The organism is Kribbella lupini (assembly GCF_039529595.1).
GTDB classification, from domain to species: Bacteria; Actinomycetota; Actinomycetes; order Propionibacteriales; family Kribbellaceae; genus Kribbella; species Kribbella lupini.
Map to the genome: position 1 here is coordinate 1,343,212 of NZ_BAAANC010000003.1, position 23,664 is coordinate 1,366,875.

Consider the following 23,664-nt stretch of genomic DNA (forward strand, 5'->3'; position numbering starts at 1 on the left):
GGACCCGTGCTGAGCGTCGCGATCCTGGTCGTGCCGCGGGTGATCGACCTCGACGTCACCATCCCGGCGTACATCCTCGGCAAGCAGGGCGGGTACGACGTACTGCTCTGCGGCGACGCAGACGTCCCGGGGTCCGCCCTCCGGCCCGCCGCTCCCCTGGCCGCGGCCGCGGCGGCCGACATCGTCGTGGTGCCCGGGTACGACGACCCGGAGGTCCCGCTGCCGGCGGAGTACCTGGAGTTGCTGCGGACCACCGCCGAGCGCGGCGCCCGGCTGGTCGGCATCTGCACCGGCACGTTCGCCCTGGCTGCCAGCGGCGTGCTCGACCGGCGCGACGCCACCACGCATTGGCAGTACGTCGAGTCACTGCGGGCGCTCTACCCGATGGTGAACGTGCTGGGCGACCAGCTGTTCGTCGAGGACGGCCGACTCCTCACCTCCGCGGGAGGTGGCGCGGCGATCGACGCCTGCCTGCACCTGGTCCGGTCCGACTTCGGTGCGGAGGCGGCGCACGCGGCTGGACAAGGGGTGGTCGCGGCGCCGGTCCGGAGCGGCGACCAGCGGCAGCAGCTCGGCGTACCGGCTCCGCCGCGGTCCGATCTGTCCCCCACTCGCGGGTGGGTGCTGGAGAACCTCGGCGAGCCGATCACCGTGCAGCAGTTGGCCGATCGCAGCCACCTGCCGCGGCGTACGTTCATCCGGCACTTCGAGGCCGAGACTGGGCAGTCGCCGATGCGCTGGGTCACCACACAGCGGCTGCTCAGCGCGCGAAGGTTGCTGGAGGCAACGGATTGGCCGGTCGAGCGGATCGCCGGCGCGACCGGTTTCGGCAGCGCGGCGAACTTCCGCGCGGTCTTCCGGCGTGAGGTCGGGACGACCCCGAGCGCCTACCGGCGGGAGGCAGCCGTGGGTCGCGGGGCAAGGGACGCCGGCGATCAGGTCCCGGGCCGTCAGGCGGCGACCGCGGGCCAGAGGACCTCGACGACCTTGGCCGGGATGCCGTCGGCGGGGTCGCCGCGGTAGAAGGCGGCGAAGTACGCGCCGAAGCAGAGCGTCGCGATCGTGTGGCGGTCGATCCCGGCGCGGACGGCACCGCGTTCCTGGAGCTCGGTGAGGACGGTCTCGACCAGGCCGATCCGCGGCTCGACGGCGTGCCGGCGGAGGATCTCGAGCAGCTCCGGCGTGCGGGCGGCCTCGCCGGCGAAGTTGCCCATCAGGACCATCGCGTCCGGGGTGAAGTACGCCGGATCGAGCCGCCGGACCGCCTCGGTCAGCGCCTCGCGGGGCTCCAGACCGGCGAGGTCGACGGCGTACGAGTCCTTCTGCCGGCGGAAACCGTAGTCGAGCGCGTCGACCACCAGCGCGAACTTGGAGTTCCAGCGCCGGTAGAGCGTCGGCCGGCTGACCCCGGCGTCGGCGGCGATGTCGCCGATCGTCATCCGCGAGTATCCGTCGGACACCAGGCGGTTGCGGGTCGCCAGGATGATCGCCTCGTCCAGCGCGGCGTCCCGCGGCCGCCCGCCGGGGCGCGACTCGTTCATGGGGCCGGAGCCTAGCAATACAGTTACAGGCATGGGACGTAATGGAACCGTCGACCGCGACCTGACGTACGCGACCGTCGACGGCGTCGACCTGCGGCTCGACCTCTACCGCGCCGGACCACCAGCCAGTACGACGGCAGACGGCGGCTCGCCGGTCGTCGTCTACGTCCACGGCGGTGGGTGGACGCACGGGGACCGGACCGCCGAAGCCGAGACGCGGCTGGCGCCGATGGCCGCGCAGGGGGTGACGGTCGCGTCGATCGACTACCGGCTCGCGCCGGACGCGGTGTTCCCCGCGCAGCTCCACGATGTCGAGGCCGCCGTCCGCTGGCTCCGCGCAACCGGGCCGGAGCTCGGCCTGCGGACCGACCGCATCGGCGTGTGGGGCGCTTCAGCCGGCGCGTACCTGGTGTCACTCCTCGCCCTGAGCAGTCCCGAGCTCGTGCAGGCCGTCGTCCACTGGTTCGGTCAGGCCGACCTGGCCGCCACCGCAGGACGCACCGCCCTGGAAGCCCGCCTGCTCCCCTTCCACTTCGAGCAGGACCTGCTCGGCCCCGAGCCGCGGACGCCGGCCGAAGCCCTCAGCCTGCTCGACCACATCCCGGCGCGAACCGCGATCGTGCGAGACGAGGAACGGCGCGACGCCGGGCCGACGGGTCTGCCGCCGTTCCTGATCGCCCACGGCGACCGCGACCGGATCGTTCCCCCGGCCGAAGGGCTGGCCCTGCACGACGCGCTGGTCCGCGCCGGGCACTCCAGCCGGTTCGAGCTGCTCGGCGGCGCCGGGCACGAGGACCCCGCGTTCGACAGCCCTGCGCACCTGGCGACGACCGCCGCGTGGCTGCGCGCCGTACTCAGTCCTCCCACTGGGCGATCAGGTACTTCGGGGCGTTCAGTCGCCAGGCCTCGGTGAGCAGTTCCTCGACCTCCTCGTCGTCGGCGAGCTCCAGGGTGATCTCGAGCCAGCCGAAGCGGCCGGACTCCCACCAGGACGCGTAGACCTCCGGGTTCTCGGCGATCATCGCCTGCTGCTCCTCGCGGAAGGCCTTCACGAACAGCTTCGACTCGTCCTCCGACAGGTACGCGAAACCCTTCTTGCGCACCTTGAAGGCCGGCTGTCCCGCCCAGCCCTCGTGCTCCTCCGCCCCTGGCAACCGCAGCACCAGCTTCTGCACCGCTTCCGCGTCCATCCGCTCACGCTAACCCCGCCCGCCGACAGTTCCGGTCCGTAAGTCGTCAGGGGTGCGCGACCAGGGATCCAGGGGTCGGGTCAGGGGCCGGTCGGTACCGATCCTGATGTGCGGGAGGGTCCCCGGGCGGCACAGTGGAGGACATGACGAACAACAGCGCACCCTTCCAGAACCTGTCCGGCAAGACCCTCCGCCGTTCGCGTGACCAGCGGATGCTGTCCGGTGTCTCCGGCGGCATCGCGGAGTACCTGAACATCGACGCGACCCTGGTCCGCCTGGGCATCGTCGGGCTGACCCTGCTCACCGGTGGCACCGCGCTGATCGGCTACGTGATCGCCTGGATCGTGATGCCGGAGTCCGACGGCAAGGCCGTCTGGCAGAGCGTCCAGCAGAACCACCAGCAGCCGCAGCCGCAGACCACGCCGGAGGGCGACATCGCCGCCCGCATCTACGACGACAAGCCGCCGGCCGCGTGACCCAGCTGCCACGGCAGCAGTGAGCACCGGGCCCTCCAAGGGCCACACTGCTGCCGTGCAGACCTGGGGCGGCAGCTGAATCGCGCCGCCTCACCGAAGATCTCCGACCGCACTGCCACACTGCTGCAGTGCAGACCGATGCCGGCGTCACCCGCTGTCCGCAGTGCGCCCAGCAGATCCGCGTCGACCCCGGCTACGTGACCTGGTGCGACCAGTGCGACTGGAACGTCGACCCGACCGGGCCGGACCACAAGCACCCGGCCTGGCGCCTCAAGCTGGAGCACCAGCTGGCCGACACCCTCTACCGCGAGCTTGAGACCGGACGGGTCAATCGACCTGGCTGGGACTTGGCCCGCGTCACGGCGTACCTGTTGTCAGCTGTCCTGCTGGTCCTCCCCCTGGTCGCCCTGATCGGTGGAGTCGCTCTCCTGGTGTTCTACCGACCGCTCTGGCTCAGCATTCCGATGGCGGCGGTTGCCCTCGGGATCGGCCTGATGCTGCGGCCTCGCGCCGCCCGCCTCGACCCCGACGCAGAGCTGGTCCACCGCGAGGACGCCCCGGTGCTGTTCAGGCTGCTGGACCAGATCGCCGCGAGCATCGGCACTCCACGGGTCGCCGCGGTCGCCCTGGACGCCGAGCCGAACCTCTACTTCACCCGGGTCGGCTGGCGCTTCCGCCCGGTCATCGGCCTCGGCCTGCCGCTCTGGACCGGGCTGCGCCCGCAGGAGCGGGTGGCGCTGCTGGCTCACGAGCTCGGCCACGGCAAGAACGGCGACGCCCGGCACGGCTGGGTGGTCGGTGCGGCCGAGTCGGTGCTGGAGCAGCTGGAAGAGGCGTTCACCGAGCAGCCGTACGACGAGTACAAGCTGGACGCGGCGCACGACCTGGGGACCGACACCTCGGTCGGTCACCTCACCCGCCTGATCAACGCCGTCGTCGGGCCGATCGTTCGCGGCTACGCCTGGCTGCTCGACAGGATGAATCTGCGGGCCAACCAGCGCGCGGAGTACCTAGCGGACCGCACGGCCGGTGAGGTGGCCGGCTCGGACGCCGCGGCCTGGGCGCTGGAGCGGACGCTACTGGCCGACTCGTCGCACCGGGCGCTGGAGCGAGCACTGCGCTTCGAGAAGGACCTGCCACCGCTGGAGGCCGTACGGCGTGCGGTGACCGAGACACCGAAGCGGGAGATCGAGCGGCGGCTGCGGCTCAGCCGGCTGCGGGAGACACGGACCGACTCCAGCCACCCGCCGACGTACCTGCGGACCAAGCTGATCCGCACCCGAGCGGCCACCAGCGCCCGCGTCGTACTGGGCCTGGACGACAGCCGCACGATCGACCGCGAGCTGGCGCCTGCCGCCGAACGGGTGCTGAAGCAACTGCGGGCCGCTCTCTAGACCTTCAGCGTGGCCCGGCGGGCCATGGTGGCCACGGCGATGTCCGGGTGGTCGGCGAAGACACCGTCGATGCCGGTGGCGGCGAAGGCCCTCAGCTCGGCGGCAAGGTCCAGACCGGTCGGCAGGAAGCGGCGCTCGGCGCGGAACGTCCAGACCTGGACCTTCAGGCCGGCGCGGTGCGCCTGCTCGACCAGCCGGGTCGGCTCGCCCAGAGCACCGTCGGAACGGCGCGGGATGACCAGGTCCTTGTGCGGCGCCAGCACTTCGGCGTACGTCGAGATCTCGCGCAGCCCGGCCGGTCCGGTCAGGTCGGTGAAGGTCCGGTCGTCGCCGAAGCGCAGGAAGTCGTTCGGCGTGCCCTCGGAGTCGACCAGCTGGACCAGCGGCACGTCGGTCATCACCGCCAGCCGGCGCAGGCTGGTCGGCTCGAACGACTGCACCATCGCCTCGCCCCGGCGGACACCGAGCGCGGTCAGCCGCTCGGCCAGCAGCTCCTCCAGCGGCAGCCCGAGCCGACGGAAGTACGCCGGGTGCTTGATCTCCGGGATCACTCCGATCGGCCGGCCGAGCCGGGCCGACTCCTGCCGGGCCAGCGCGACCACGTCGTCGAAGGTCGCGATCGTCTCGCGGCCGTCGTACGCGGTGTTGGCCGCGCGCAGGGCGGGCATCCGCTCCCGGGCGCGCAGCGTGCGCAGCTCGGCGTAGGTGAAGTCCTCGACGAACCAGCCGGTGACCGCCTCGCCGTCGACGATCTTGGTGATCCGGCGATCGGCGAACACCGCATGGTCGGCGACGTCGGTCGTCCCGGAGATCTCGTTCTCGTGCCGGGCCACCAGGACGCCGTCCAGCGTGGCGACCAGGTCCGGCTCCAGGTAGTCGGCGCCGAGCGCCGCGGCCAGGCGGTACGCCGCCGGCGTGTGTTCCGGGCGGTACCCGCTCGCTCCCCGATGCGCGATGACCAGCATGTGATCCAGGACAGGCGGCCGAGGTGGCGGCCGGGGAACTCGTTGCCCAACGCAAGATGAAGCTCTGCCGAGCCTCCGGGGGCCGGTTAAACCACATGCAATTTGTCGGTGGCCAGGCCTAGCCTGAAACGGTTATGAAACAACTTCCTCTCGCCGATCCCGGCACTCCGGATCACCGTTCCGCCGCGCGCTACCTGCTCTGGGTGGCCCGCGGCCAGAAGGCCACGCTCCTGGGCGGGATGACCTTCGGCATGCTCTGGATGGGCGCGCAGGCGTTCGTCCCGGCGATCCTGGGCCAGGCCATCGACGAGGGCATCGCCGGCGGCGACGTCGACCGGCTGCTCGGCTGGACGGCGCTGCTGTTCGCGGTCGGCGTCGTGCAGGCGCTGGCCGGCATCATGCGGCACCGGTTCGCGGTGACCAACTGGCTGAGCGGCGCCTACCGGACCGTCCAGGTGGTCACCCGCCAGTCCGCCGACCTGGGCGCCACCCTGCCGAAGAACCTGGCCACCGGCGAGGTGGTCAGCATCGGCGCCGGCGACCTGGCCTACATCGGCAACCTGCTGGAGATCTCGGCCCGGTTCGCCGGCGCGGTCGTCGCGTTCGTCGTGGTCGCGTTCATCCTGCTGAGCACGTCGACGACGCTCGGCCTGGTCGTGCTGATCGGCGTACCGCTGATGCTGTTCGCGCTCGGCCCGCTGCTGCGCCCGCTGCACCGACGCCAGTTCGCCCAGCGCGAGGCGGTCGGCGAGCTGAACTCGCTGGGCTCCGACATCGTCTCCGGCCTGCGCGTGCTGCGCGGCATCGGCGGCGAGGAGTCCTTCTCCAAGCGGTACCGCGCCGAGTCGCAGCGGGTCCGTGGCGCCGGCGTGAAGGTGGCCGGCATCCAGTCCGTGCTGGACGCCGCGCAGGTGTTCCTGCCGGGCATCTTCGTGGTCAGCGTGGTGGGGCTCGGCGCGCACTTCGCCGTCCGCGGCGACCTGAGCGCGGGCAGCCTGGTCGCCTTCTACGGGTACGCGACGTTCCTGGTGCTGCCGCTGCGGACGGCGACCGAGATGGCCAACGCCCTGATGCGTGCGCTGGTCGCCGGCCGCCGGATCGTCCGCGTGCTCGAGCTGACGCCCGACGTCGCCGACCCGGCCGAGCCGGTCCGCCTGCCCGACCGCGGCGACCTGGTCGACCCGGTCTCCGGCATCCGCGTGCGCGACGGACGCCTCACCGCGATCGTCTCCGCCGAGTCCGACCGCGCGGCGGTCATCGCCGACGTCCTCGGCCGGTACGACGACGCCAGCGAAGTCCGGTACGGCGGAGTCACGCTGGCCAGCGCCACCCGGGCCGACGTCCGGCAGCGCATCCTGGTCAGCGACACCGGGTCCCAGCTGTTCACCGGCGTACTGCGGGAGGAGCTGGACCCGTCCGGCCGGCGTACCGACGACGAGCTGATGGCAGCGATCCGGACCGCTTCGGCGGAGGACGTGCTGGTCGCCCTGGCCGACGGACTCGACGCCGAGGTGGAGGAGAAGGGCCGGTCGTTCTCGGGCGGCCAGCGCCAGCGGCTGGTCCTGGTCCGCGCACTGCTCGCCGACCCGTCGGTGCTGGTGCTCGTGGAGCCCACGTCCGCAGTGGACGCGCACACCGAGGCCCGGATCGCCGACCGGCTCCGAGAGTACCGGCAGGGCCGCAGCACCGTCGTACTGACGTCCAGCCCGCTGCTGCTCGACCGGGTCGACGAGGTCATCTTCGTCGCCGACGGCCGAGTCGTCGCCAGCGGCCGGCACCGGCAGCTGCTGGAGACCGAACCGCGCTACCGCCGGACCGTCACCCGCCAGACCGAGGAAGAGGAGGTGCTCGCATGAAGCGGATCCTGCCCGTCGCAGACTCCGCACAGGTCCGCCGGCACGCCCGTCGGCTGGCCCGGCGGCACCCGCGCGCCCTGCTGATCGCGCTCGGCCTGCACGGCCTGGCGGCAGTTACCGGCCTGGCCACGCCCCGGCTGATCGGTGAGCTGGTCGAGGACGTCCAGCGCGGTACGACGGCGGCCGCCGTCAACCAGGTGATCGCCGTGATCGCCGTGTTCGTGGTGGTGCAGTCGCTGCTCACCCGCTGGGCCAGGTACCGGTCGTTCGCGCTCGGCGAGCAGGTGCTGGCCGAGCTGCGGGAGGACTTCGTCGACGACGCGCTGGCGCTGCCGATCGGCACGGTCGAGCGGGCCGGCACCGGCGACCTGCTGTCGCGCACCTCGCGCGACGTGGACACGCTGTCGAGGACCGTGCGGTTCGCCGTACCGGAGACGATCATCGCGTTCGTCACCGTGCTGTTCACGGTCGCGGCCGCGATGCTGGTCGGGGTCTGGGTGCTGGTGCCGCTGCTCGCGATGGTGCCGGTGCTGTGGATCAGCACCAAGTGGTACCTGCGCCGCGCCAAGGACGGGTACCTGCGCGAGAACGCGGCGTACGCGCAGATGACCAGCTCGCTGGCCGAGACCGTCGAGGGCGCCCGCACGGTCGAGGCGCTGCGCCGGTACGAGGCGCGCGTGCGGTACGGCGATCGGGACATCCGCGGCTCGTACGACGCCGAGCGGTACACGTTGTTCCTGCGCACGGTCTACTTCCCGGTGGTCGAGGTCGGGTACCTGGTGCCCATCGTCGGCACGCTGCTGTTCGGTGGCTGGCTGCACATCAACGGCCACGTCTCCCTGGGTGCGGTGACCGCCGCGGTCCTCTACGCCAGCCAGCTGATCGACCCGGTCGACCGGCTGATCTCCTGGCTGGACGAGCTGCAGTCCGGTGGCGCGGCGCTGGCCCGCCTGCTCGGCATCACCGACGTACCGGACGACCGCGCGCCGACCGGCGAGGAGCCGGCCGGTGAGCTGGTCGAGGCTCGCGATGTGCGGTTCTCGTACGTCGACGGGCGCGACGTGCTGCACGGCGTCGACCTGACGGTCCAGCCGGGCGAGCGGATCGCGATGGTCGGCCCGTCCGGCGCGGGCAAGTCGACGCTCGGCCGGCTGATCGCGGGCATCCACCCGCCGCGGACCGGTTCGGTCAGCGTCGGTGGGGTCGGGATGACCGACCTGCCGCTGGACGAGCTGCGCCGGCAGGTCGCGCTGGTCACCCAGGAGCACCACGTGTTCGTCGGCACCCTGCGGGACAACCTGTCGATGGCGTCACCCGACGCCTCCGACGAGACCCTCCTGGACGCGCTGGACGCCGTGGACGCGCGCGAGTGGACCGAGGCGCTGCCGGACGGGCTGGACACCAGGGTCGGCTCGGGGCAGTTCGCGTTGACTCCGGCGCAGGCGCAGCAGCTGGCGCTGGCGCGACTGGTGCTGGCGGACCCGCACACACTGGTGCTGGACGAGGCGACCTCGCTGATCGACCCGCGGGCCGCCCGGCACATGGAGCGCTCGCTGGCCGCCGTACTGGAAGGGCGGACGGTGATCGCGATCGCCCACCGGCTCTACACGGCGCACGATGCCGACCGGGTCGCCGTCGTCGAGGACGGCAGGATCAGTGAGCTGGGCAGCCACGACGAGCTGGTCGCTCGGGACGGTTCGTACGCGGCGCTGTGGAAGTCCTGGCACGGCTGAGCCGTCGCGCGAACGGCCCGCTTCTCCCTCGAGAAGCGGGCCGTTCGTTCTTCCTAGCGTCGGGTCCTGCTGATCCGCAGGACGGCGGAATCGACATGGGGTGGTGGGGTGAAAGCCTTGCGGGGAAGGCGAATCCCGATCGATGCGTCGTAGTACCGGCTCCAGCGCGCGGCTGCGGGGGCGCGGCCTTCGATCCACCGGTTCACCACCTGTCGTTGCAGCACGAGATCGGCGGACACCAGGCGCGAACCCGGTGCCAGCAACCTCCTCAGCAACGCGGTGGAAACCCCGTACGGCGGACTCGAGACCACGCGGAACGGCCGGGTCGGCAACCGCAGATCAGCGGCGTCGACCCGGATCACCTTCACCTCGGCGAACCGTTGCCGCAGCTTGTCGGCCCGGCCGGGATGAAGCTCGACCGCGATCACCTCGGCGCCGGCCCTGACCAACGGACCGGTGAGCGCGCCGAGCCCGGCCCCTACGTCGAGGACGAGTTCACCGGGACGAACCCCGGCGGCGTCGACGACGCGTTGAGCCCAACGACTATCGAGCGGATGCCATCCCCAGGCACCCCTCGCCTGCCCGGAGGCGGGCACGACGGACCATCACGAAGTACGTAATCATGGCGGCGAGCCTAGAGCGCTGAGCGCCCTGTGCTCAAAGGGTTTTCGGGCGCTCTACAACGCCTTCGGTGCGGAGGTCAGCCGCTCGACCGTCTCGGTCGTCCGGCGCTCGGCCAGCTCCAACCGCCGGCGCTTGCTGTCGGACAAGTCGGTCTTGGCGAGCTCGCGGCGTACGTCGAGCACGCGGACCGGGAGCGTGTCGGTCACCAGCAGCGGCGCGTACTCCGGCGCCTCGGCGGTCCAGCGGTCCCCGTCGCGCTTGAAGGTGAACTTGACCAGCAGGCCCTCGGCCTTCGGCGCGTTCGGGGTCCGGTGCGCGGCGACCAGGTTGCCGAGGCCGTAGACGACCCACTTGCCGTGCAGCTGCTGGATCGGCTGGACGACGTGCGCGTGGTGGCCGAGGATCAGGTCGATGTTGCTGTCGGCAAGCAAATCGGCGGCGAGCGTGCGCTGGTCCTGGTTCACCGCGGTCGAGTACTCGTCGCCCCAGTGGCAGCTGACCACGACGATCTGCACGCCGGCGTCGCGCGCCGTGCGGGCCATCGCCTTGATCCTGGCCGGATCGAGCTTGCCGGCCCGCCAGGTCTCGCCGTTCGGGTAGGGCACGCCGTTGAAGCCGTAGGTGTAGCTGAGCAGCGCGACCTTGACGCCCTTCACGTCCACGATCGTCGGTGTCTCTGCCTCCTGCGGCGTCCGGGCCGTGCCGGTGTGCTTCAGGCCGGCCTGGTCCAGGGTGCGCAGCGTCCGGTCGATGCCGGCGGCACCTTTGTCGAAGCTGTGGTTGCTGGCGGTCGAGCACGCGTCGTACCCGGTCTTCTTCAGCGCCGGGACGATCTGCGGCGGGCCCTGGAAGAGCGGGTAACCGGAGTACGGCGTACCGATCGGTGTCTCGAGGTGACAGACGGCGAGGTCCGCGCTCTGGACGAGTGGTTCGACGCCGCTGAGCAGGGGCGCGAAGTCCCACTGGCCGTTGCGGCCGTCCTGGCGGGCGGTGGTCCAGAGGCGTTCGTGCAGCAGCACGTCACCGGTCGCGACCAGGCTGATCTCCTGCGCACCGGCCGGTGGTTGAGCACCAGGACCTGATCCGGTGCCGTTCGTCGGCGTACTGTCCGGGCCTTGGGCGCCCGGGATGTCCGCACAGCCGCCGGCCACGGCCAACAGGACTCCCACCGCCAGCAAACGACGCAACGCACGCATGTCCCAGCCCCCAGGTCTCCACCCGGAAAGGTGGACACCTGACAGACGACATGACGGACGAAAAGGTTGAATCCCTTCCCGGCCAGCCGGGTCACGGTCCGGCGACGAAGCCTGCCGGCCGGTATAACTATCCCGTGGGGTTTCCGATGCCGTGGAGGAAGAGCAAGCCGATGGTGGACCTGAAGACACCGGCCGAGATCGACGCGATGCGTACGGCCGGTCAGGTGGTCGCGTCGGCACTCATGACCGTGAAGAAGGCAGCGGCCGTCGGCGTCTCTCTGCTCGAGCTGGACCAGATCGCCCGCGACGTCCTGCGGGCAGCCGGCGCGGTCTCGCTCTTCGACGGGTACCAGCCGGGCTTCTCGTCGGTGCCGTTCCGCGGCGTCATCTGCACGTCGGTCAACGACGGCGTGCTGCACGGGCTGCCGACCGGCCGTCGCCTGGCGGACGGCGACCTGCTGAACGTCGACTGCGGTGCATCGGTCGACGGCTGGTGCGCCGATTCCGCCACCAGCTTCGTCGTCGGTACGCCGCGCGCCGAGGATCTCGAGCTGATTGCGACGACCGAACGGGCCCTCGCCGCGGGCATCGCGGCCGCCGTACCGGGTGCTCGCCTGGGCGACATCGGCGCGGCCATCGGCACCGTCGGCACGGAAGCCGGCGTCGGCACCAACCTCGACTTCGGCGGCCACGGCATCGGCCGCCGGATGCACGAGGAACCCCACATCCCCAACGGCGGCCGCCCCGGCCGAGGCCTCAAACTCCGCCCCGGCCACGTCCTCGCCATCGAGCCCTGGTTCTGGCACGGCCCCGGCTCCACGTACGTCATCGACCCCGACGGCTGGACCCTCCGCTCCGCCGACGGCACCCGAGGCGCCCACGCCGAACACACCGTCGCCATCACGGAAGACAGCCCGCAGATCCTCACCCTGCGCGGCTAGCCGAGCGGATCGCCTCAGGTCAGCACTCCCCCGCGCCTTGAGCACCACCCCCGAATCCACCGCCCCGAATCCCGGCCACCCCAATCACCCCGGACTCCATCCCCCTTGCAGGAAACGACTTTGAGCACCAGCCAGCCACAGATCGACACAAAATCTGACTGCCCGGTGCACAAAGTGGGTTCAAGCGGACCGCGGGGGTGGGTGAGCCGCGCGAAGCTGCTTGATGCCGGCGCGGGCCAGGCGGCGCGGGCCGAGGCGGGGACCGGCGGGGCCGGGCACGGCTGGGGCAGGGCGGGCAGAGGCGGGACCGGGCCGGCCGAGGCGGGGCCGGGTGGGCCGGGCGGGCCGAGGCGGGGCCGGCGGGGCTGGGCAAGGCTGGGGCAGTGCGGGCAGAGGAGGTGCGGGACCGGGCCGGCCGAGGCGGGGCCGGGTGGGCCGGGCGGGCCGAGGCGGGGCCGGCGGGGCTGGGCAAGGCTGGGGCAGTGCGGGCAGAGGAGGTGCGGGACCGGGCCGGCCGAGGCGGGACCGGGCCGGCCGAGGCGGGGCCGGGTGGGCCGGGCGGGCCGGGACGAGGCCAGCTGGTGCGGCGCGGCTCAGGGCGGGGTGGGACCAGCACAGGCCAGGGCTGCGGGGCAGGCGGCGCGGCGATTGCTTCGGACGGCCTGAGTACGGGTGCACAGTGCACCGGTAGTCGCGGGCAAGGGCGCTGGCGGCCGCACGGCGATTACTGCGGGGTAGCCGCGGAGTGCGCGTGCACCGGTGCAATGGGGCGTTGGCGACGGATGGAGCCGCAGCGGTCGAGGGGTGACTGCTCGAAGCGGCGTGGCGCTGGTGTGGGGCGGGCGGATCCGCGAGGATCGGCTTGGGTGAGACGGCTGGAGCAGCCGGTGGTGCGGCTGGAACAGCCGGGGGTGGCGTGGCTGAATAGCCGGTGGTGGTGTAGCTGCAGCTGGTGCGCCGGAGCTGCCCGGCCGCTAGAACAACGGCTGTTGATCCGGCTCGGGGATTGCGGCTGGGACGGGAGCAGGGCGGTGGCGGCGGGTGGTGGAGGTGTTGAAGGGGGCTGAACTGCTGCGGCGGCTGCGGAAGCGGGCGGTGGGTTCGCCCCAGCCGGAGAAGGAGCCTTGGCCGGAGGCTTCGACGACGTTCTGGGTGTTGCGGTGGGAGGACGTGCCGAAGCCGTGTTTCTCCAGCAGCGGGCGGACCTTGGACTCGAAGGCGTTGCGGTAGCTGGGGGCGGCGTTCGGGCCGTGGGCATACAAAGACTCGTAGCGTTTGACCAGCTCGGGGTGGTCTTCGGCCAGCCACTTCATGAACCACGGTTTGACGCCGGGCCTCAGGTGAAGGACCAGCGTGGTGACGCCCGTCGCGCCGGCCTCGGCCAACTGGCCGAACAGGTGGTCCAGGTGTTCGGCGGAGTCGGTCAACCACGGCAGGACCGGCGCGACCATCACCCCGCACGGAAGCTCCGCCTCGCGCACAGCGCGGATCAGATCGAGGCGGCCCCGCACCGACGGGACACCGGGCTCGAGTCGACGACGCAGTTCTTCGTCGCCCAGCGCCAGCGAGACGCCGATCCCGACCGGCACCTGCTCGGCCGCTTCCTGCAGTAGCGGCAGGTCGCGGCGGAGCAGCGTGCCCTTGGTCAGGATCGACAGCGGCGTCCCGGAGACGGCCAGCGCCGAGATGATCCCGGGCAGCAGCCGGTACCGCCCCTCGGCCCGCTGGTACGGATCGGTATTGGTGCCGAGGGCAACTTGTTCACCACCCCAGGACGGCCGGGCCAGCTCCTTGCGCAGGATGTCGGCGACGTTCGTCTTCACCACGATCTGCCGGTCGAAGTCCAGCCCCTCGTCCAGCTCGAGGTACTTGTGCGTCGGCCGGGCGAAGCAGTACCGGCAGGCGTGCGTGCAGCCGCGATAGGGGTTCACCGTCCAGTTGAACGGCAGCCCCGTCCCCGGCACCGAGTTCAGCGCCGACCGCGCGAGCACCTCGTGGAACGTCACCCCCTGGAACTCCGGCGTCGTCACCGACCGGACCAGGCCCGCGATCGAGCCCAGCCCCGGCAACGTCCCCGGAGCCTCCGCGTCGAGCTGCTGCCCTGCCCACCTCATGAAGTACAGTCGAACACATGTTCGCCCAGCTTTCAAATCACCCCCGGAACGCCGCGACGTTGTCCCGCGCCCACTCCCGGTAGGACTTGGCCGGTCGCCCGGCCACCTCCTGCACCACCGGCGACGGCTCGGCGGCGTACTCGGCCATCATCCGGAAGCCGTCCACCAGCCACTCGGCCGACTCGGCTCCCATGAACGGCGTCCACGCCGCCACGGCTTCCTCGTGCGTCAGCTCCTCGAACCGCAGCTCTCGCCCGAGCGCCTCCCCGATCAACGCGACCTCCTGCGGCTGCGTCAGCTGCTCCGGCCCACTCATCCCGAGCTTCTGCCCGGTGTAGCTCTCGTCCCGCAGCACGGCGCTCGCCACTGCCGCGATGTCACCGAGGTCGATCGGCAGCTGCACCGCATCGGCGTACGGACCTCGGACAACGCCTTCGGCCTTGATCGAGGGCGCCCAGTCGAGCGTGTTGTTCATGAACTGCCCGGGCCGCAGATGCACCCACTCGAAGCCGCCGTCCTCGATCGCCCGCTCGACCTTGTAGTAGTGCCAGCTCCCCGGATCCCCTTGCGCCTCGTACTCGGCCGGCTCGCCCGACAGCACGACCACCCGCCGTACGCCGGCCTTCTGCGCCGCCGTCACGAACTCGTCGACGTACGCCGGCAGCGGCGCGAGGTAGACCGTGTCGACCCCGTCGAGCGCCGCGGGCAGCGTCGCCGGCTTCCCCAAGTACCCATGCGCCACCTCGACGCCGGACGGCAGCGCCGCCTTCGCCGGATTGTTCGTCAGCGCCCGGACGTCCCGCACGCCTGCCGCCACCAGTTCGTCCACCAGCAACCGCCCAACGCTGCCGGTCGCACCCGTCACCAAGATCGTCATTCCCCAGTCCCAACCTGTCGGAAGCAATTCCCGTAGGGTATACGACAATTGCTGATCATAGGATGGGGCGACGGAAACGAGGTGCGAGATGACGGTGCAGCACAGCGGCGGCGGCCCGGCCGCCCGCACGCTCGCCCTGCTCTGGCGGAAGACCCAGCCGGCCCAGGAGAAGCTCCGCGGCCGCAAGCCCACGCTGCAGCTGGACACCGTGGTCGACACCGCGGTCGCGCTCGCCGACGAGCGCGGGATCGCCGCCGCTTCGATGGGCAACGTCGCCAAGGCTCTCGGCGTCGGGACGATGACGCTCTACACCTACGTGCCGTCCAAGGAGGAGCTGCTCGATCTGATGATCGACCAGGTCCTGCTGGAACGACGCCTGCCCGGCCCCGGCGAGGACCGCCCGGCCGACTGGCGGGCGCAGGTCGAGCTGTACTCCGACGAGACCCGCGCGACCTACTCGCGCCACCCCTGGCTGAGCGGCGTCTCGACGATCCGCCCGCCCGTCGGCCCGGGCATGCTGGCCGCCCGCGAGTACCTGCTGTCCACCATGTTCGCGCTCGGCCTGCCACCAGCGCGTGCCAACCTCGCCGCGCTGGCGATCGCGACCTACGTCGACTCGGCCGCCGGCGGCGAGGCCGAGAGCGACCTGATCGAGCGCTCGACCGGCCAGACCCACGACGCCTGGTGGCACGAGCGCGGCGACCTCTGGGAGAACTACTTCGACGTCGACCGCTACCCCACGATGACCGCGGTCTGGAACGACGGCGAGGGCGGCGGTACGTCGTACGGCAACGGCACCCGCGAGGTCACCGCCCAGGCCTACCGCTTCGGCCTCGACCGCCTCCTCGACGGCATCGCCGCGAGCAAGTAGCCGGACCACCCATGCCGTAGCGTTTGGGAAGCTTTGAGCTGGAGGGGCTGGGCAATGGGTAGCGAGAACTTCCGGGTGGATCTGCAGGGTGTGGTCGACCTGCTGAGTCACCACCTGTACAGCAGTCCGCGGGTCTACCTGCGGGAGCTGCTGCAGAACGCCGTGGACGCGGTGACGGCGCGGCGGGCCGGGGACGCGACGGCGCCGGGCACGATCGGGATCGTCGTCGACGGACAGCGGCTGAGCATCAGCGACAGCGGGATCGGGCTGCGGCCGGACGAGGTGCGCGAGCTGCTGGCGACGATCGGGCGGAGCTCGAAGCGGGACGAGATCGGGTTCGCGCGGACCGAGTTCCTCGGGCAGTTCGGGATCGGGCTGCTGTCGGCGTTCATGGTGGCCGACGAGATCGAGGTGGTGACCCGCCCGGCGGACGGTCCGACCACGCGCTGGAACGGTACGGCGGACGGCCGCTACACGATCGGCGAGGCAGCGGATCGCGACGCGGTCGGTACGACGGTGACGCTGCAGGCCCGCCGCGGCGCCGAGCAGTGGTTCAAGACCGCGACGGTGATCGAGCTGGTCAAGCTGTTCGGAGCCCTGCTGCCGTTGGAGATCACGGTCAACGGCGAGCGGGTCACCGACGGCGTCGCGCCCTGGGAGGGCAACGGCCGGGCCGACCTGGTCGGCTACGCGCAGGACCACCTCGGCTTCACGCCGTTCGACGTGATCCCGCTGAACAACCCGGCGGCCGGACTGACCGGCGTCGCCTTCGTGCTGCCCTTCGCGGCCAACCCGGCCGAGCGGGCCACCCACCGCGTCTACCTGAAGCGGATGCTGCTGGCCGAAGGCGTCGAAGGGCTGCTGCCGGACTGGGCGTTCTTCGTCCGCGCCGTGATCGACACCTCCGAGCTGCGCCCGACCGCGAGCCGCGAGGCCCTGTTCGACGACGGCCACCTGGAGACCACCAGGGAGGCGCTGGGTGAGCAGCTGCGCGGCTGGATGGTCCGGCTCGGCAGCACCGACCCGCAGAAGCTGGACCGGTTCCTGGGCATCCACCAGCTCGGTGTGAAGGCCCTGGCGCTGCACGACGACGAGATGCTTCGGCTGGTGCACCGCTGGCTCCGGTTCGAGACCAACCACGGCCGGATGACCGCCGCCGAGCTGCAGGAGCGCAAGGGCGAGATCCGGTACGTCGGGACGATCGAGGAGTTCCGCCAGCTCGCGGCGGTCGCCTCGGCGCAGGACCTGACCATCGTCAACGCCGGCTACACCTACGACGCGGAGCTGCTGCACCGGCTGCCCGACGTCGTACCCGACCTGGTCACCAGCAGGTTCGACCCGACCGAGCTGAGCACCAGCTTCGACGGTCTGGACCCTCAGACCGAGCTGGAGCTGCGGCCGTTCGTCCAGCTGGCCCAGGAGACGCTGGACCCGGTCGGCTGCGAGGTGGTCGTCCGCGCGTTCGACCCGGCCTCGCTGTCGGCCATCTACCTCGTGGACCGGTCAGCACAGTTCGCCAGTGAGCTGCGCGCCACCAGGGAGCGGACCGACGCGCTCTGGTCGGAGGTGCTCGGCGCACTCGACACCAACGACGACAGCCGTCCCCAGCTCGTGCTGAACCACCGCAGCCCGCTCGTACGCCGGATGGCCGCGTTGGCCGACCCGGAGCTCGCCAGGCTGGCCGTGGAAGGCCTGTACGGGCACGCGCTGATGCTCGGCTACCACCCGATCGGCCCGGCGGATTCCGCGCTGGTGAACCGGTCGTTCCTCGGTCTGCTCGACCAGGCCGTTCCTACTGCGGAGGACCCGACGCGATGACAGACGATCTGGTCGACCGGCTGCACCAGGCCCGGCTCACGCCGTACGGCAAGGCCCGGGCCGCGATGCTGGAGGACGTGGTCCGGCGGGCCGACGCCGCCGGGGTCGAGGACCTGGCCTTCTTCGCCCGGCTGGAGCTCGTGACGGCGTACGTGATGGGCGGCGAGCCCCGGAAGTCGCTGGTGCCGTTCGCACGCTGCGTGGCGGACTGGGACGCCGACCCGGCCAAGTACCAGGAGCACTCGCACCTGTTCCTGTGGTGCTTCAAGTACGCGCCGAACACGTTGACCAAGTTCCCCGAGGTCCCGCTCGACCGGACGTACGCCGTACTGGACGACATGGAACGGCGCTGGCGGGTCGGTGGGCACAGCCCGCACGCCGTGCACCAGCACCGCTGGCAGGTGGCCGCGCACATCGGTGACGACGAGACGGCGGCCGAGCAGTTCCGGCTCTGGTCGACCTCACCGCGCGACGACCTGTCGGACTGCATCGGCTGCGACCCGACGAGCAAGGTGCTGCACCTGACGACCACCGGGCAGACCGCTGAGGCGGTCGCGCTGTCGGTCGGCGTACTGGACGGGCAGCTGACCTGCAACGAGCAGCCGCAGCAGATGCTGACCACGCTGCTGCCTGCTTACGTGGCCGAGGGCATGTACACCGAGGCCGTCGACGCGCACCGGCGCGCGTACCGGATCCTGCGCAACCAGCCCGGCGAGCTGAGCGCGTACGCCGACCACATCCGCTTCTGCGCACGCACCGGCAACCTGCCGCGGGCTGTCGAGCTGATCGAGCGCCACCTGCCGGACCTGGCCGACTCCCCCAGCCCGCTGGCCACCATGGACTTCGCCGCGGCCGCGTCGCACGCGCTGAGCCGGGTGGACCTGCGGATCCGCCGATCGTCCAGCGAGGACGTGGACTCCGCGCAGCTCGCGGAGGAGCTGGCCCAGCAGGCGCTGGCGCTGGCCGCGCAGTTCGACGAGCGGAACGGGACGAAGCGGCAGAGTGAGAACGTGAGCGCTGTGCTGGCTGCCGAGCCATGGGTCGACTACCTGCCGCTGTCGGAGACTGCTCGCAAGGCTCACCAGCGGGCGCAGGTGGCGGCTCCTGCTGTTCCGGAGGCGCCGCTGCCGGAGGGGGCCGGCCGGGTTTGGCTTGACCGGGCCGAGGAGGCTTGGCAGACGGACCGTCGTACGGAAGCGATCGCTGCGTGGGCGGCGTTCGAGCAGGAGGTGCCGGAGAGCGACCGTACGCCGCTGGACCGGGCGCGGGTGCTCGACGGGCGTGGATTGGTTGCCTCGAACAACGAAGATGTCGAGCTCGCGCTGGAGTCTTGGCGTGAGGCGCTGACCGTTTACGCGGAGCTGGGCGAGGACGTTCGCGTACTGCGTGACCGCGGGCGGATCGGCCGCGTCCTGTGCGACGCCGGGCAGCTGGACGAGGGCCTGGCCACTGGCGAAGCGCCGCTGCGGCAGCTGATCGAGGAGGACGAGCCGCGACGACGTGGTGGGTGGCAGTACTCGTTGGCGACGATGCTGGCGCAGGCTGGTCGCAGTGAGGAGGCGCTGGCCGAGCTGTCGGTACTCCGCACCCGGCCGGACACTGACCCGGACCTGCAGTCGGGCGCTGGAATCCTGCAGTGCAACCTGTTGCTGCAGCTGGAGCGGCTGGAGGAGGCCGAAGAGGCTGCTACCGCTGGAACGAGCACGCGGGAGGAGATGCCGCGCTCGTTCGCCTACCGCCAGCGGGGGTGTATCCGGCTCGCACTGCAGCGCCCTGCCGAGGCGGTCGGGGACCTGGAAGAGGCAATCGCCTTGGCGACCGGCAAGCCGGACAGCGACGTGCACCTGGCGATCTGCCGGTTGGAGCTCGCCAAGGCGTACCTGTTCAGCGGTCGCGCACTGGAGGCGGCCGAGACTGCTGAGGAGGCGTTGCCGTCGCTGCAGGATCCTGAGCTGGCCGGCCTGCTGGGCGACGTACGCGGCGTACTGGCTGATGCGTATCGAGCGCTTGGCGAGATGGAGTCCGCGCTGACGCAGGTGCGGACACTGCTGGCGGAGGCTCCGGCTGATGCGCACCCGTACTGGCTTGCGCAGACCAAGCAGGACGAGGGGAACTTGCTAGAACGCCTCGACCGCGACAAGGAGGCCGTCGACGTGTTCGTGGCCGCGGCGGCGTACTTCGAGGCCGCTGAGCAGCCGCTCGAGTACGTCCAGGCACTGCGCCTTGCTGGGCAGTCCGCTCGGTACGCCGGAGACTTCACCCAGGTCCGCGAGCTGCTGGACCGCGCCGAGCCGGTGCTGCAGGCGCTACCGTCAGCTGACGAGCACGTGCTCTTCCAGCAGGCGGGGATCCACTGGGACCGAGCCATCCTCGCTCTGCAGCAGGGTGAGGTGGGGACGCTGGTCGCTGAAGCCACCCAGGCCTTGGAGGCCTACGAACGAGGCGGCTACGAGGACCAGCACCTCAACGCCCAGCTCCTGCTGGCCGAGCACGCCACCACCGACGAGACCGCGCTGCAGCAGATCTTCACCACCCTGCCCACCAGCCATCCCCACTACCACCGAACCGGCTACCTCCTGGCCGACCGTCTCCGTCAGCTCGACCGCCACCAAGAGGCGGACGCGTTGGAAGCCCAACTGAACCAAGCGGGATGACGGTACTGAACTGAGGCTCCAGGGGATGCAACTTTCTGGAGCCGTTCTGCCTCTTGTCGGGTATGCAGGCTGACGCTGGGGTGGTGGAGGTTCGGGTGGCGGAGGGACGCACTCGGGCCGATTTCGAGGCCTACGTGTCTGCTCGGTACGGCGCGCTGCTGGGGTTGGCCTACCTGCTGACGCAGGATCGCGGGCTGGCCGAGGACCTGGTGCAGACGACGCTGACCAGGTGCTGGCTGGCCTGGCGGAAGGTGCAGGCCGAGGACCCGACGGCGTACGTGCGCCGGGTGATGGTCAACACCCACACCGAGTGGTGGCGCCGGCGGCGGGGCGGCAAGGAGGTGCCGACCGACGACCTGACGGCGGTCGCGCCCACGGCGTACGGGGGTTCGGTGCGTCTGGTCGAGCACTCCGACCTCATGCAGGCGCTCCGGCGGCTGCCGAAGCGGATGTGCGCTGCCGTTGTCCTGCGGTACTTCGAAGACCTGTCCGAGGCCGAGACGGCCGACGTACTGGGCTGCTCGATCGGGACGGTGAAGAGCCAGACCCACCGGGCCCTGACCAAGCTGCGCGTCGACCTCGCCTCCCAAGAGACCACGGAGACGCGATGAACACCGACGAACTGCGCACGCTGCTCAAGGAGGCCGGGCGGCCGGTCTCCTCCCCCGGCGACCCGGTACCGGTCATCCGGCGCCGCGCCCGGCGGCACCGCCGCAACCAGGCTGCCGCGGCCGTCGCCTGTACGGCGGTGGTGGTGGCCGGTGTGGCCAGCGCGGTGGACCTGTGGCCGCGGGACTCGGTCGGGCCGGCGGGATCGGTCGCCACTCAGTTCCCCTTGCAGGCGCTCGACGACACACCGTTGGAAGTCGGCACCCGGAAGCTGCTGGACGATCCGGCGCCACACCGCGAGCTGGAGGCCGGCGGTGGGCTGTACCTGGGCATGGACGGGCTCCGACCCGACGACCTGGTCCGGGTCCGGATGGTCTGCCCGACGGCGAGCGGATCCGCCCCGGTGACGCTGGAGGTCTCGCTGCGGCCCTTCACCGAGCAGCAGCTCGACCCGCCGCCGACTCCGCCGGGCGGGGCGGTCCCCGGTGCACGCCAAGTGGCGTGCACGGACACAATCTCCAGCGCCGACTTCGTCGTACCGGCGGGGTGGCCGCGGTACGCCGTCGCACAGGTGGACATGAAGCCCAACGAGATCCGCAGCCTGAAGCTCGAGGTCGCGGCGTACCGGTAAACCAGCGGCGGAGGGGACCTGGGCGCGGCTAGCGTGGCCGGGTGATGTCGATCGAGGGACTGCCCCGGCCGCGGGGTGAGGCGTGAGCTACCAGGTCATCGTGCTGAACGGCGGGTCGAGCTCGGGGAAGTCGCGGCTCGCGCGGGAGCTGCAGAAGGTGCTGCCGGGGGCCTGGCTGAGCTTGAGCGTCGACGACCTGGTCGACGCGATGCCGCCGGCGTTGGTGGACGGCGGGGACGGGATCGGGTTCGGGGACCAGGGCGAGGTGTCGGTCGGCGACGACTTCCGGGCGCTGGAGACCGCGTGGATGGCAGGTATCGCGGCAATGGTGCGCGCGGGCGCGCAGGTCGTGCTCGACGACGTGTTCTTGAGCGGCGCGCGGTCGCAGGCGCGGGTGCGGACCCAGCTCGAAGGCCTGAACGTCCTCTGGGTCGGCGTCCGCTGCGCCCCGGAGATCGCCGCTGCCCGAGAACTCGCCCGCGGCGACCGCACGCCGGGCATGGCCGAGCTCCAGGCTGAGGTGGTGCACGAAGGCGTGCACTACGACCTGGAGGTCGACACCGGAACGACGGAGTCGCCGGAGTGCGCCCGCGCCGTCGCAGCGCGGGTCACCTCCTGACGAACTACTCCCACTCGATGGTGCCCGGGGGCTTGCTGGTGATGTCGAGGGTGACTCGGTTGATCTCGTCGACCTCGTTGGTGATGCGGGTGGAGATCTTCTCCAGTACGTCGTACGGCAGGCGGGCCCAGTCGGCGGTCATCGCGTCCTCGCTGGTGACCGGGCGCAGGACGACCGGGTGGCCGTACGTGCGGCCGTCGCCCTGGACGCCGACCGAGCGGACGTCGGCGAGCAGCACGACCGGGAACTGCCAGATGTCGCGGTCCAGGCCGGCGGCGGTCAGCTCGGTGCGGGCGATCAGGTCGGCGGCGCGGAGGATCTCCAGCCGGTTCTTGGTCACCTCGCCGACGATCCGGATGCCGAGGCCCGGGCCCGGGAAGGGGTGGCGGTAGACCATCGCCTCGGGCAGGCCGAGGGCGACGCCGAGCTCGCGGACCTCGTCCTTGAACAGCGTGCGCAGCGGCTCGATCAGCGAGAACTGCAGGTCGTCCGGCAGCCCGCCGACGTTGTGGTGCGACTTGATGTTCGCCGCGCCCGTCCCGCCGCCGGACTCGACGACGTCCGGGTAGAGCGTGCCCTGGACCAGGAACTCGATGTGCCGCTCGGCGTCCAGCTTGCGGGCGGTCGCCTCGAACGTCCGGATGAACTCCCGGCCGATGATCTTGCGCTTCTGCTCCGGGTCGGTGACGCCGGCCAGCGCGGTCAGGAACTGGTCCTCCGCGTCGACCATCTCCAGCCGCGTCCCGGTCGCGGCGACGAAGTCCTTCTCGATCTGGTCGGACTCACCGGCGCGCTGCAGACCGTGGTCGACATACACACAGGTCAGCTGGTCGCCGATCGCCTTGCTAACCAGCGCGGCGGCGACCGCGGAGTCCACACCGCCGGACAGCGCGCACAGCACCTGCTTGTCGCCGACCTGCTGGCGGATCAGCTCGACCTGCTCGTCCACGACGTTGCTGGTCGTCCAGTCGCCGGTGCAGCCGGCGATGTCGTACAGGAAGTGCTCCAGCACGGCCTGCCCGGCCTGCGAGTGCAGGACCTCCGGGTGCCACTGGACACCGGCCAGCTTGCGGTCCAGGTCCTCGAACGCGGCGACCGGCGCACCACCAGAGGCAGCCAGTACGGCGAACCCGGCCGGCGGCGCATGCACGGCGTCACCGTGCGACATCCACACGTTCAGGTCCTCGGGGATCCCGGACAGCAGCGTGCCGGACTCGCTCACCGTGACCGGCGTCCGGCCGAACTCCCGCAGCCCGGTCTTGCGGACGTCGCCGCCCAGCGTCTGCGCCATCGCCTGGAACCCGTAGCAGATCCCGAACGCCGGGACGCCGGCGTCGAACAGCGACGAGTCGACCCGCGGCGCGCCCTCGGCGTACACCGACTGCGGCCCGCCGGACAGGATGATCGCCTTCGGCTTGCGCTCCAGCATCTCCTCGACGGCCATCGAGTGCGGCACGATCTCGGAGTACACCTTCGCCTCGCGCACCCGGCGGGCGATCAGCTGCGCGTACTGCGCCCCGAAGTCGACAACGAGAACCAGGTCATGATCAGTCAC

Annotated in this window: 21 protein-coding genes; 13 read left to right on the top strand and 8 right to left on the bottom strand. The window is 71.3% G+C overall.

The annotated features are described in order from the left end of the window. The first annotated feature begins 6 nt into the window (after positions 1 to 6). Positions 7 to 1,023, top strand: coding sequence for a GlxA family transcriptional regulator (locus tag ABD235_RS32660; protein WP_344181213.1), 1,017 nt, complete (start codon positions 7 to 9; stop codon positions 1,021 to 1,023). On the opposite strand, the gene ABD235_RS32665 is transcribed toward ABD235_RS32660, so the two are convergent. Next, positions 951 to 1,541 carry a TetR/AcrR family transcriptional regulator gene (locus ABD235_RS32665; RefSeq protein WP_344181215.1) on the bottom strand — a complete coding sequence of 197 codons (591 nt, stop codon included), beginning with the start codon at positions 1,539 to 1,541 and terminating at the stop codon, positions 951 to 953. The two genes, ABD235_RS32660 and ABD235_RS32665, sit on opposite strands and share 73 nt — an antisense overlap. 31 nt (positions 1,542 to 1,572) lie before the next feature. On the opposite strand from ABD235_RS32665, the gene ABD235_RS32670 reads away from it, so the two are divergent. Next, a complete protein-coding gene (locus ABD235_RS32670) occupies positions 1,573 to 2,454 on the top strand; it encodes an alpha/beta hydrolase fold domain-containing protein (RefSeq protein ID WP_344181216.1) in 882 nt (293 codons plus the stop codon). On the opposite strand, the gene ABD235_RS32675 is transcribed toward ABD235_RS32670, so the two are convergent. Further along, a complete protein-coding gene (locus ABD235_RS32675; RefSeq protein ID WP_344181218.1) occupies positions 2,396 to 2,731 on the bottom strand; it encodes an MmcQ/YjbR family DNA-binding protein in 336 nt (111 codons plus the stop codon). The two genes, ABD235_RS32670 and ABD235_RS32675, sit on opposite strands and share 59 nt — an antisense overlap. Positions 2,732 to 2,874: 143 nt before the next feature. Here ABD235_RS32675 and ABD235_RS32680 point away from each other — a divergent pair, with 143 nt between their 5' ends. Next, a complete protein-coding gene (locus ABD235_RS32680) occupies positions 2,875 to 3,207 on the top strand; it encodes a PspC domain-containing protein (RefSeq protein WP_344181220.1) in 333 nt (110 codons plus the stop codon). 128 nt (positions 3,208 to 3,335) lie between these two features. Continuing rightward, on the top strand, positions 3,336 to 4,601 hold the full coding sequence (locus ABD235_RS32685; protein WP_344181222.1) for a M48 family metalloprotease: 1,266 nt from the start codon (positions 3,336 to 3,338) through the stop codon (positions 4,599 to 4,601). Here ABD235_RS32685 and ABD235_RS32690 read toward each other — a convergent pair. After that, positions 4,598 to 5,566, bottom strand: a complete 969-nt coding sequence (locus tag ABD235_RS32690) for a glycerophosphodiester phosphodiesterase (RefSeq protein WP_344181224.1) — start codon at positions 5,564 to 5,566, stop codon at positions 4,598 to 4,600. The genes ABD235_RS32685 and ABD235_RS32690 overlap by 4 nt on opposite strands. A 134-nt stretch (positions 5,567 to 5,700) precedes the next feature. Here ABD235_RS32690 and ABD235_RS32695 point away from each other — a divergent pair, with 134 nt between their 5' ends. Both ABD235_RS32695 and ABD235_RS32700 read left to right on the top strand, forming a co-directional pair. Next, complete coding sequence (locus ABD235_RS32695; protein ID WP_344181225.1) at positions 5,701 to 7,422, top strand: ABC transporter ATP-binding protein; 1,722 nt, start codon at positions 5,701 to 5,703, stop codon at positions 7,420 to 7,422. Beyond that, entirely contained in the window at positions 7,419 to 9,155 is a 1,737-nt protein-coding gene (locus ABD235_RS32700) for an ABC transporter ATP-binding protein (RefSeq protein ID WP_344181226.1), read from the top strand. The genes ABD235_RS32695 and ABD235_RS32700 overlap by 4 nt, the downstream gene beginning before the upstream one ends. A gap of 53 nt (positions 9,156 to 9,208) precedes the next feature. Here ABD235_RS32700 and ABD235_RS32705 read toward each other — a convergent pair whose 3' ends face one another. Then, positions 9,209 to 9,751 (bottom strand): 23S rRNA (adenine(2058)-N(6))-methyltransferase Erm(C), encoded by a 543-nt coding sequence (locus tag ABD235_RS32705; protein ID WP_344181228.1) that lies wholly within the window; start codon positions 9,749 to 9,751, stop codon positions 9,209 to 9,211. Between the two features lie 81 nt (positions 9,752 to 9,832). Then, positions 9,833 to 10,948 carry a CapA family protein gene (locus ABD235_RS32710; RefSeq protein ID WP_344181229.1) on the bottom strand — a complete coding sequence of 372 codons (1,116 nt, stop codon included), beginning with the start codon at positions 10,946 to 10,948 and terminating at the stop codon, positions 9,833 to 9,835. A gap of 197 nt (positions 10,949 to 11,145) precedes the next feature. On the opposite strand from ABD235_RS32710, the gene map reads away from it, so the two are divergent. After that, positions 11,146 to 11,916, top strand: coding sequence for a type I methionyl aminopeptidase (gene map, locus ABD235_RS32715; protein WP_344181360.1), 771 nt, complete (start codon positions 11,146 to 11,148; stop codon positions 11,914 to 11,916). A 974-nt stretch (positions 11,917 to 12,890) separates the two neighbouring features. Here map and ABD235_RS32720 read toward each other — a convergent pair. Together ABD235_RS32720 and ABD235_RS32725 are read right to left on the bottom strand one after the other, a co-directional pair. After that, positions 12,891 to 14,030 (bottom strand): Rv2578c family radical SAM protein, encoded by a 1,140-nt coding sequence (locus tag ABD235_RS32720; protein ID WP_344181231.1) that lies wholly within the window; start codon positions 14,028 to 14,030, stop codon positions 12,891 to 12,893. Between the two features lie 37 nt (positions 14,031 to 14,067). Further along, positions 14,068 to 14,907 (bottom strand): NmrA family NAD(P)-binding protein, encoded by an 840-nt coding sequence (locus ABD235_RS32725; protein ID WP_344181233.1) that lies wholly within the window; start codon positions 14,905 to 14,907, stop codon positions 14,068 to 14,070. Between the two features lie 88 nt (positions 14,908 to 14,995). Between ABD235_RS32725 and ABD235_RS32730 the strand changes: the two genes are divergently transcribed. The 6 genes from ABD235_RS32730 to cpt all read left to right on the top strand — a co-directional run bounded on the left by ABD235_RS32730 (position 14,996) and on the right by cpt (position 22,109). Next, entirely contained in the window at positions 14,996 to 15,778 is a 783-nt protein-coding gene (locus ABD235_RS32730) for a TetR/AcrR family transcriptional regulator (protein ID WP_344181235.1), read from the top strand. A gap of 54 nt (positions 15,779 to 15,832) precedes the next feature. Continuing rightward, complete coding sequence (locus ABD235_RS32735; protein ID WP_344181237.1) at positions 15,833 to 17,596, top strand: HSP90 family protein; 1,764 nt, start codon at positions 15,833 to 15,835, stop codon at positions 17,594 to 17,596. Then, entirely contained in the window at positions 17,593 to 20,250 is a 2,658-nt protein-coding gene (locus tag ABD235_RS32740) for a tetratricopeptide repeat protein (protein WP_344181238.1), read from the top strand. Before ABD235_RS32735 ends, ABD235_RS32740 begins: the two co-directional genes overlap by 4 nt. Before the next feature lie 95 nt (positions 20,251 to 20,345). Then, positions 20,346 to 20,861, top strand: a complete 516-nt coding sequence (locus ABD235_RS32745) for a SigE family RNA polymerase sigma factor (protein ID WP_344181240.1) — start codon at positions 20,346 to 20,348, stop codon at positions 20,859 to 20,861. Beyond that, complete coding sequence (locus tag ABD235_RS32750; protein WP_344181242.1) at positions 20,858 to 21,490, top strand: hypothetical protein; 633 nt, start codon at positions 20,858 to 20,860, stop codon at positions 21,488 to 21,490. The genes ABD235_RS32745 and ABD235_RS32750 overlap by 4 nt, the downstream gene beginning before the upstream one ends. Before the next feature lie 82 nt (positions 21,491 to 21,572). Next, complete coding sequence (cpt, locus tag ABD235_RS32755; protein WP_344181243.1) at positions 21,573 to 22,109, top strand: chloramphenicol phosphotransferase CPT; 537 nt, start codon at positions 21,573 to 21,575, stop codon at positions 22,107 to 22,109. A 4-nt stretch (positions 22,110 to 22,113) separates the two neighbouring features. Here cpt and guaA read toward each other — a convergent pair whose 3' ends face one another. Further along, positions 22,114 to 23,664: a glutamine-hydrolyzing GMP synthase gene (gene guaA / locus ABD235_RS32760; protein WP_344181245.1), complete on the bottom strand. Its 1,551-nt coding sequence runs from the start codon at positions 23,662 to 23,664 to the stop codon at positions 22,114 to 22,116.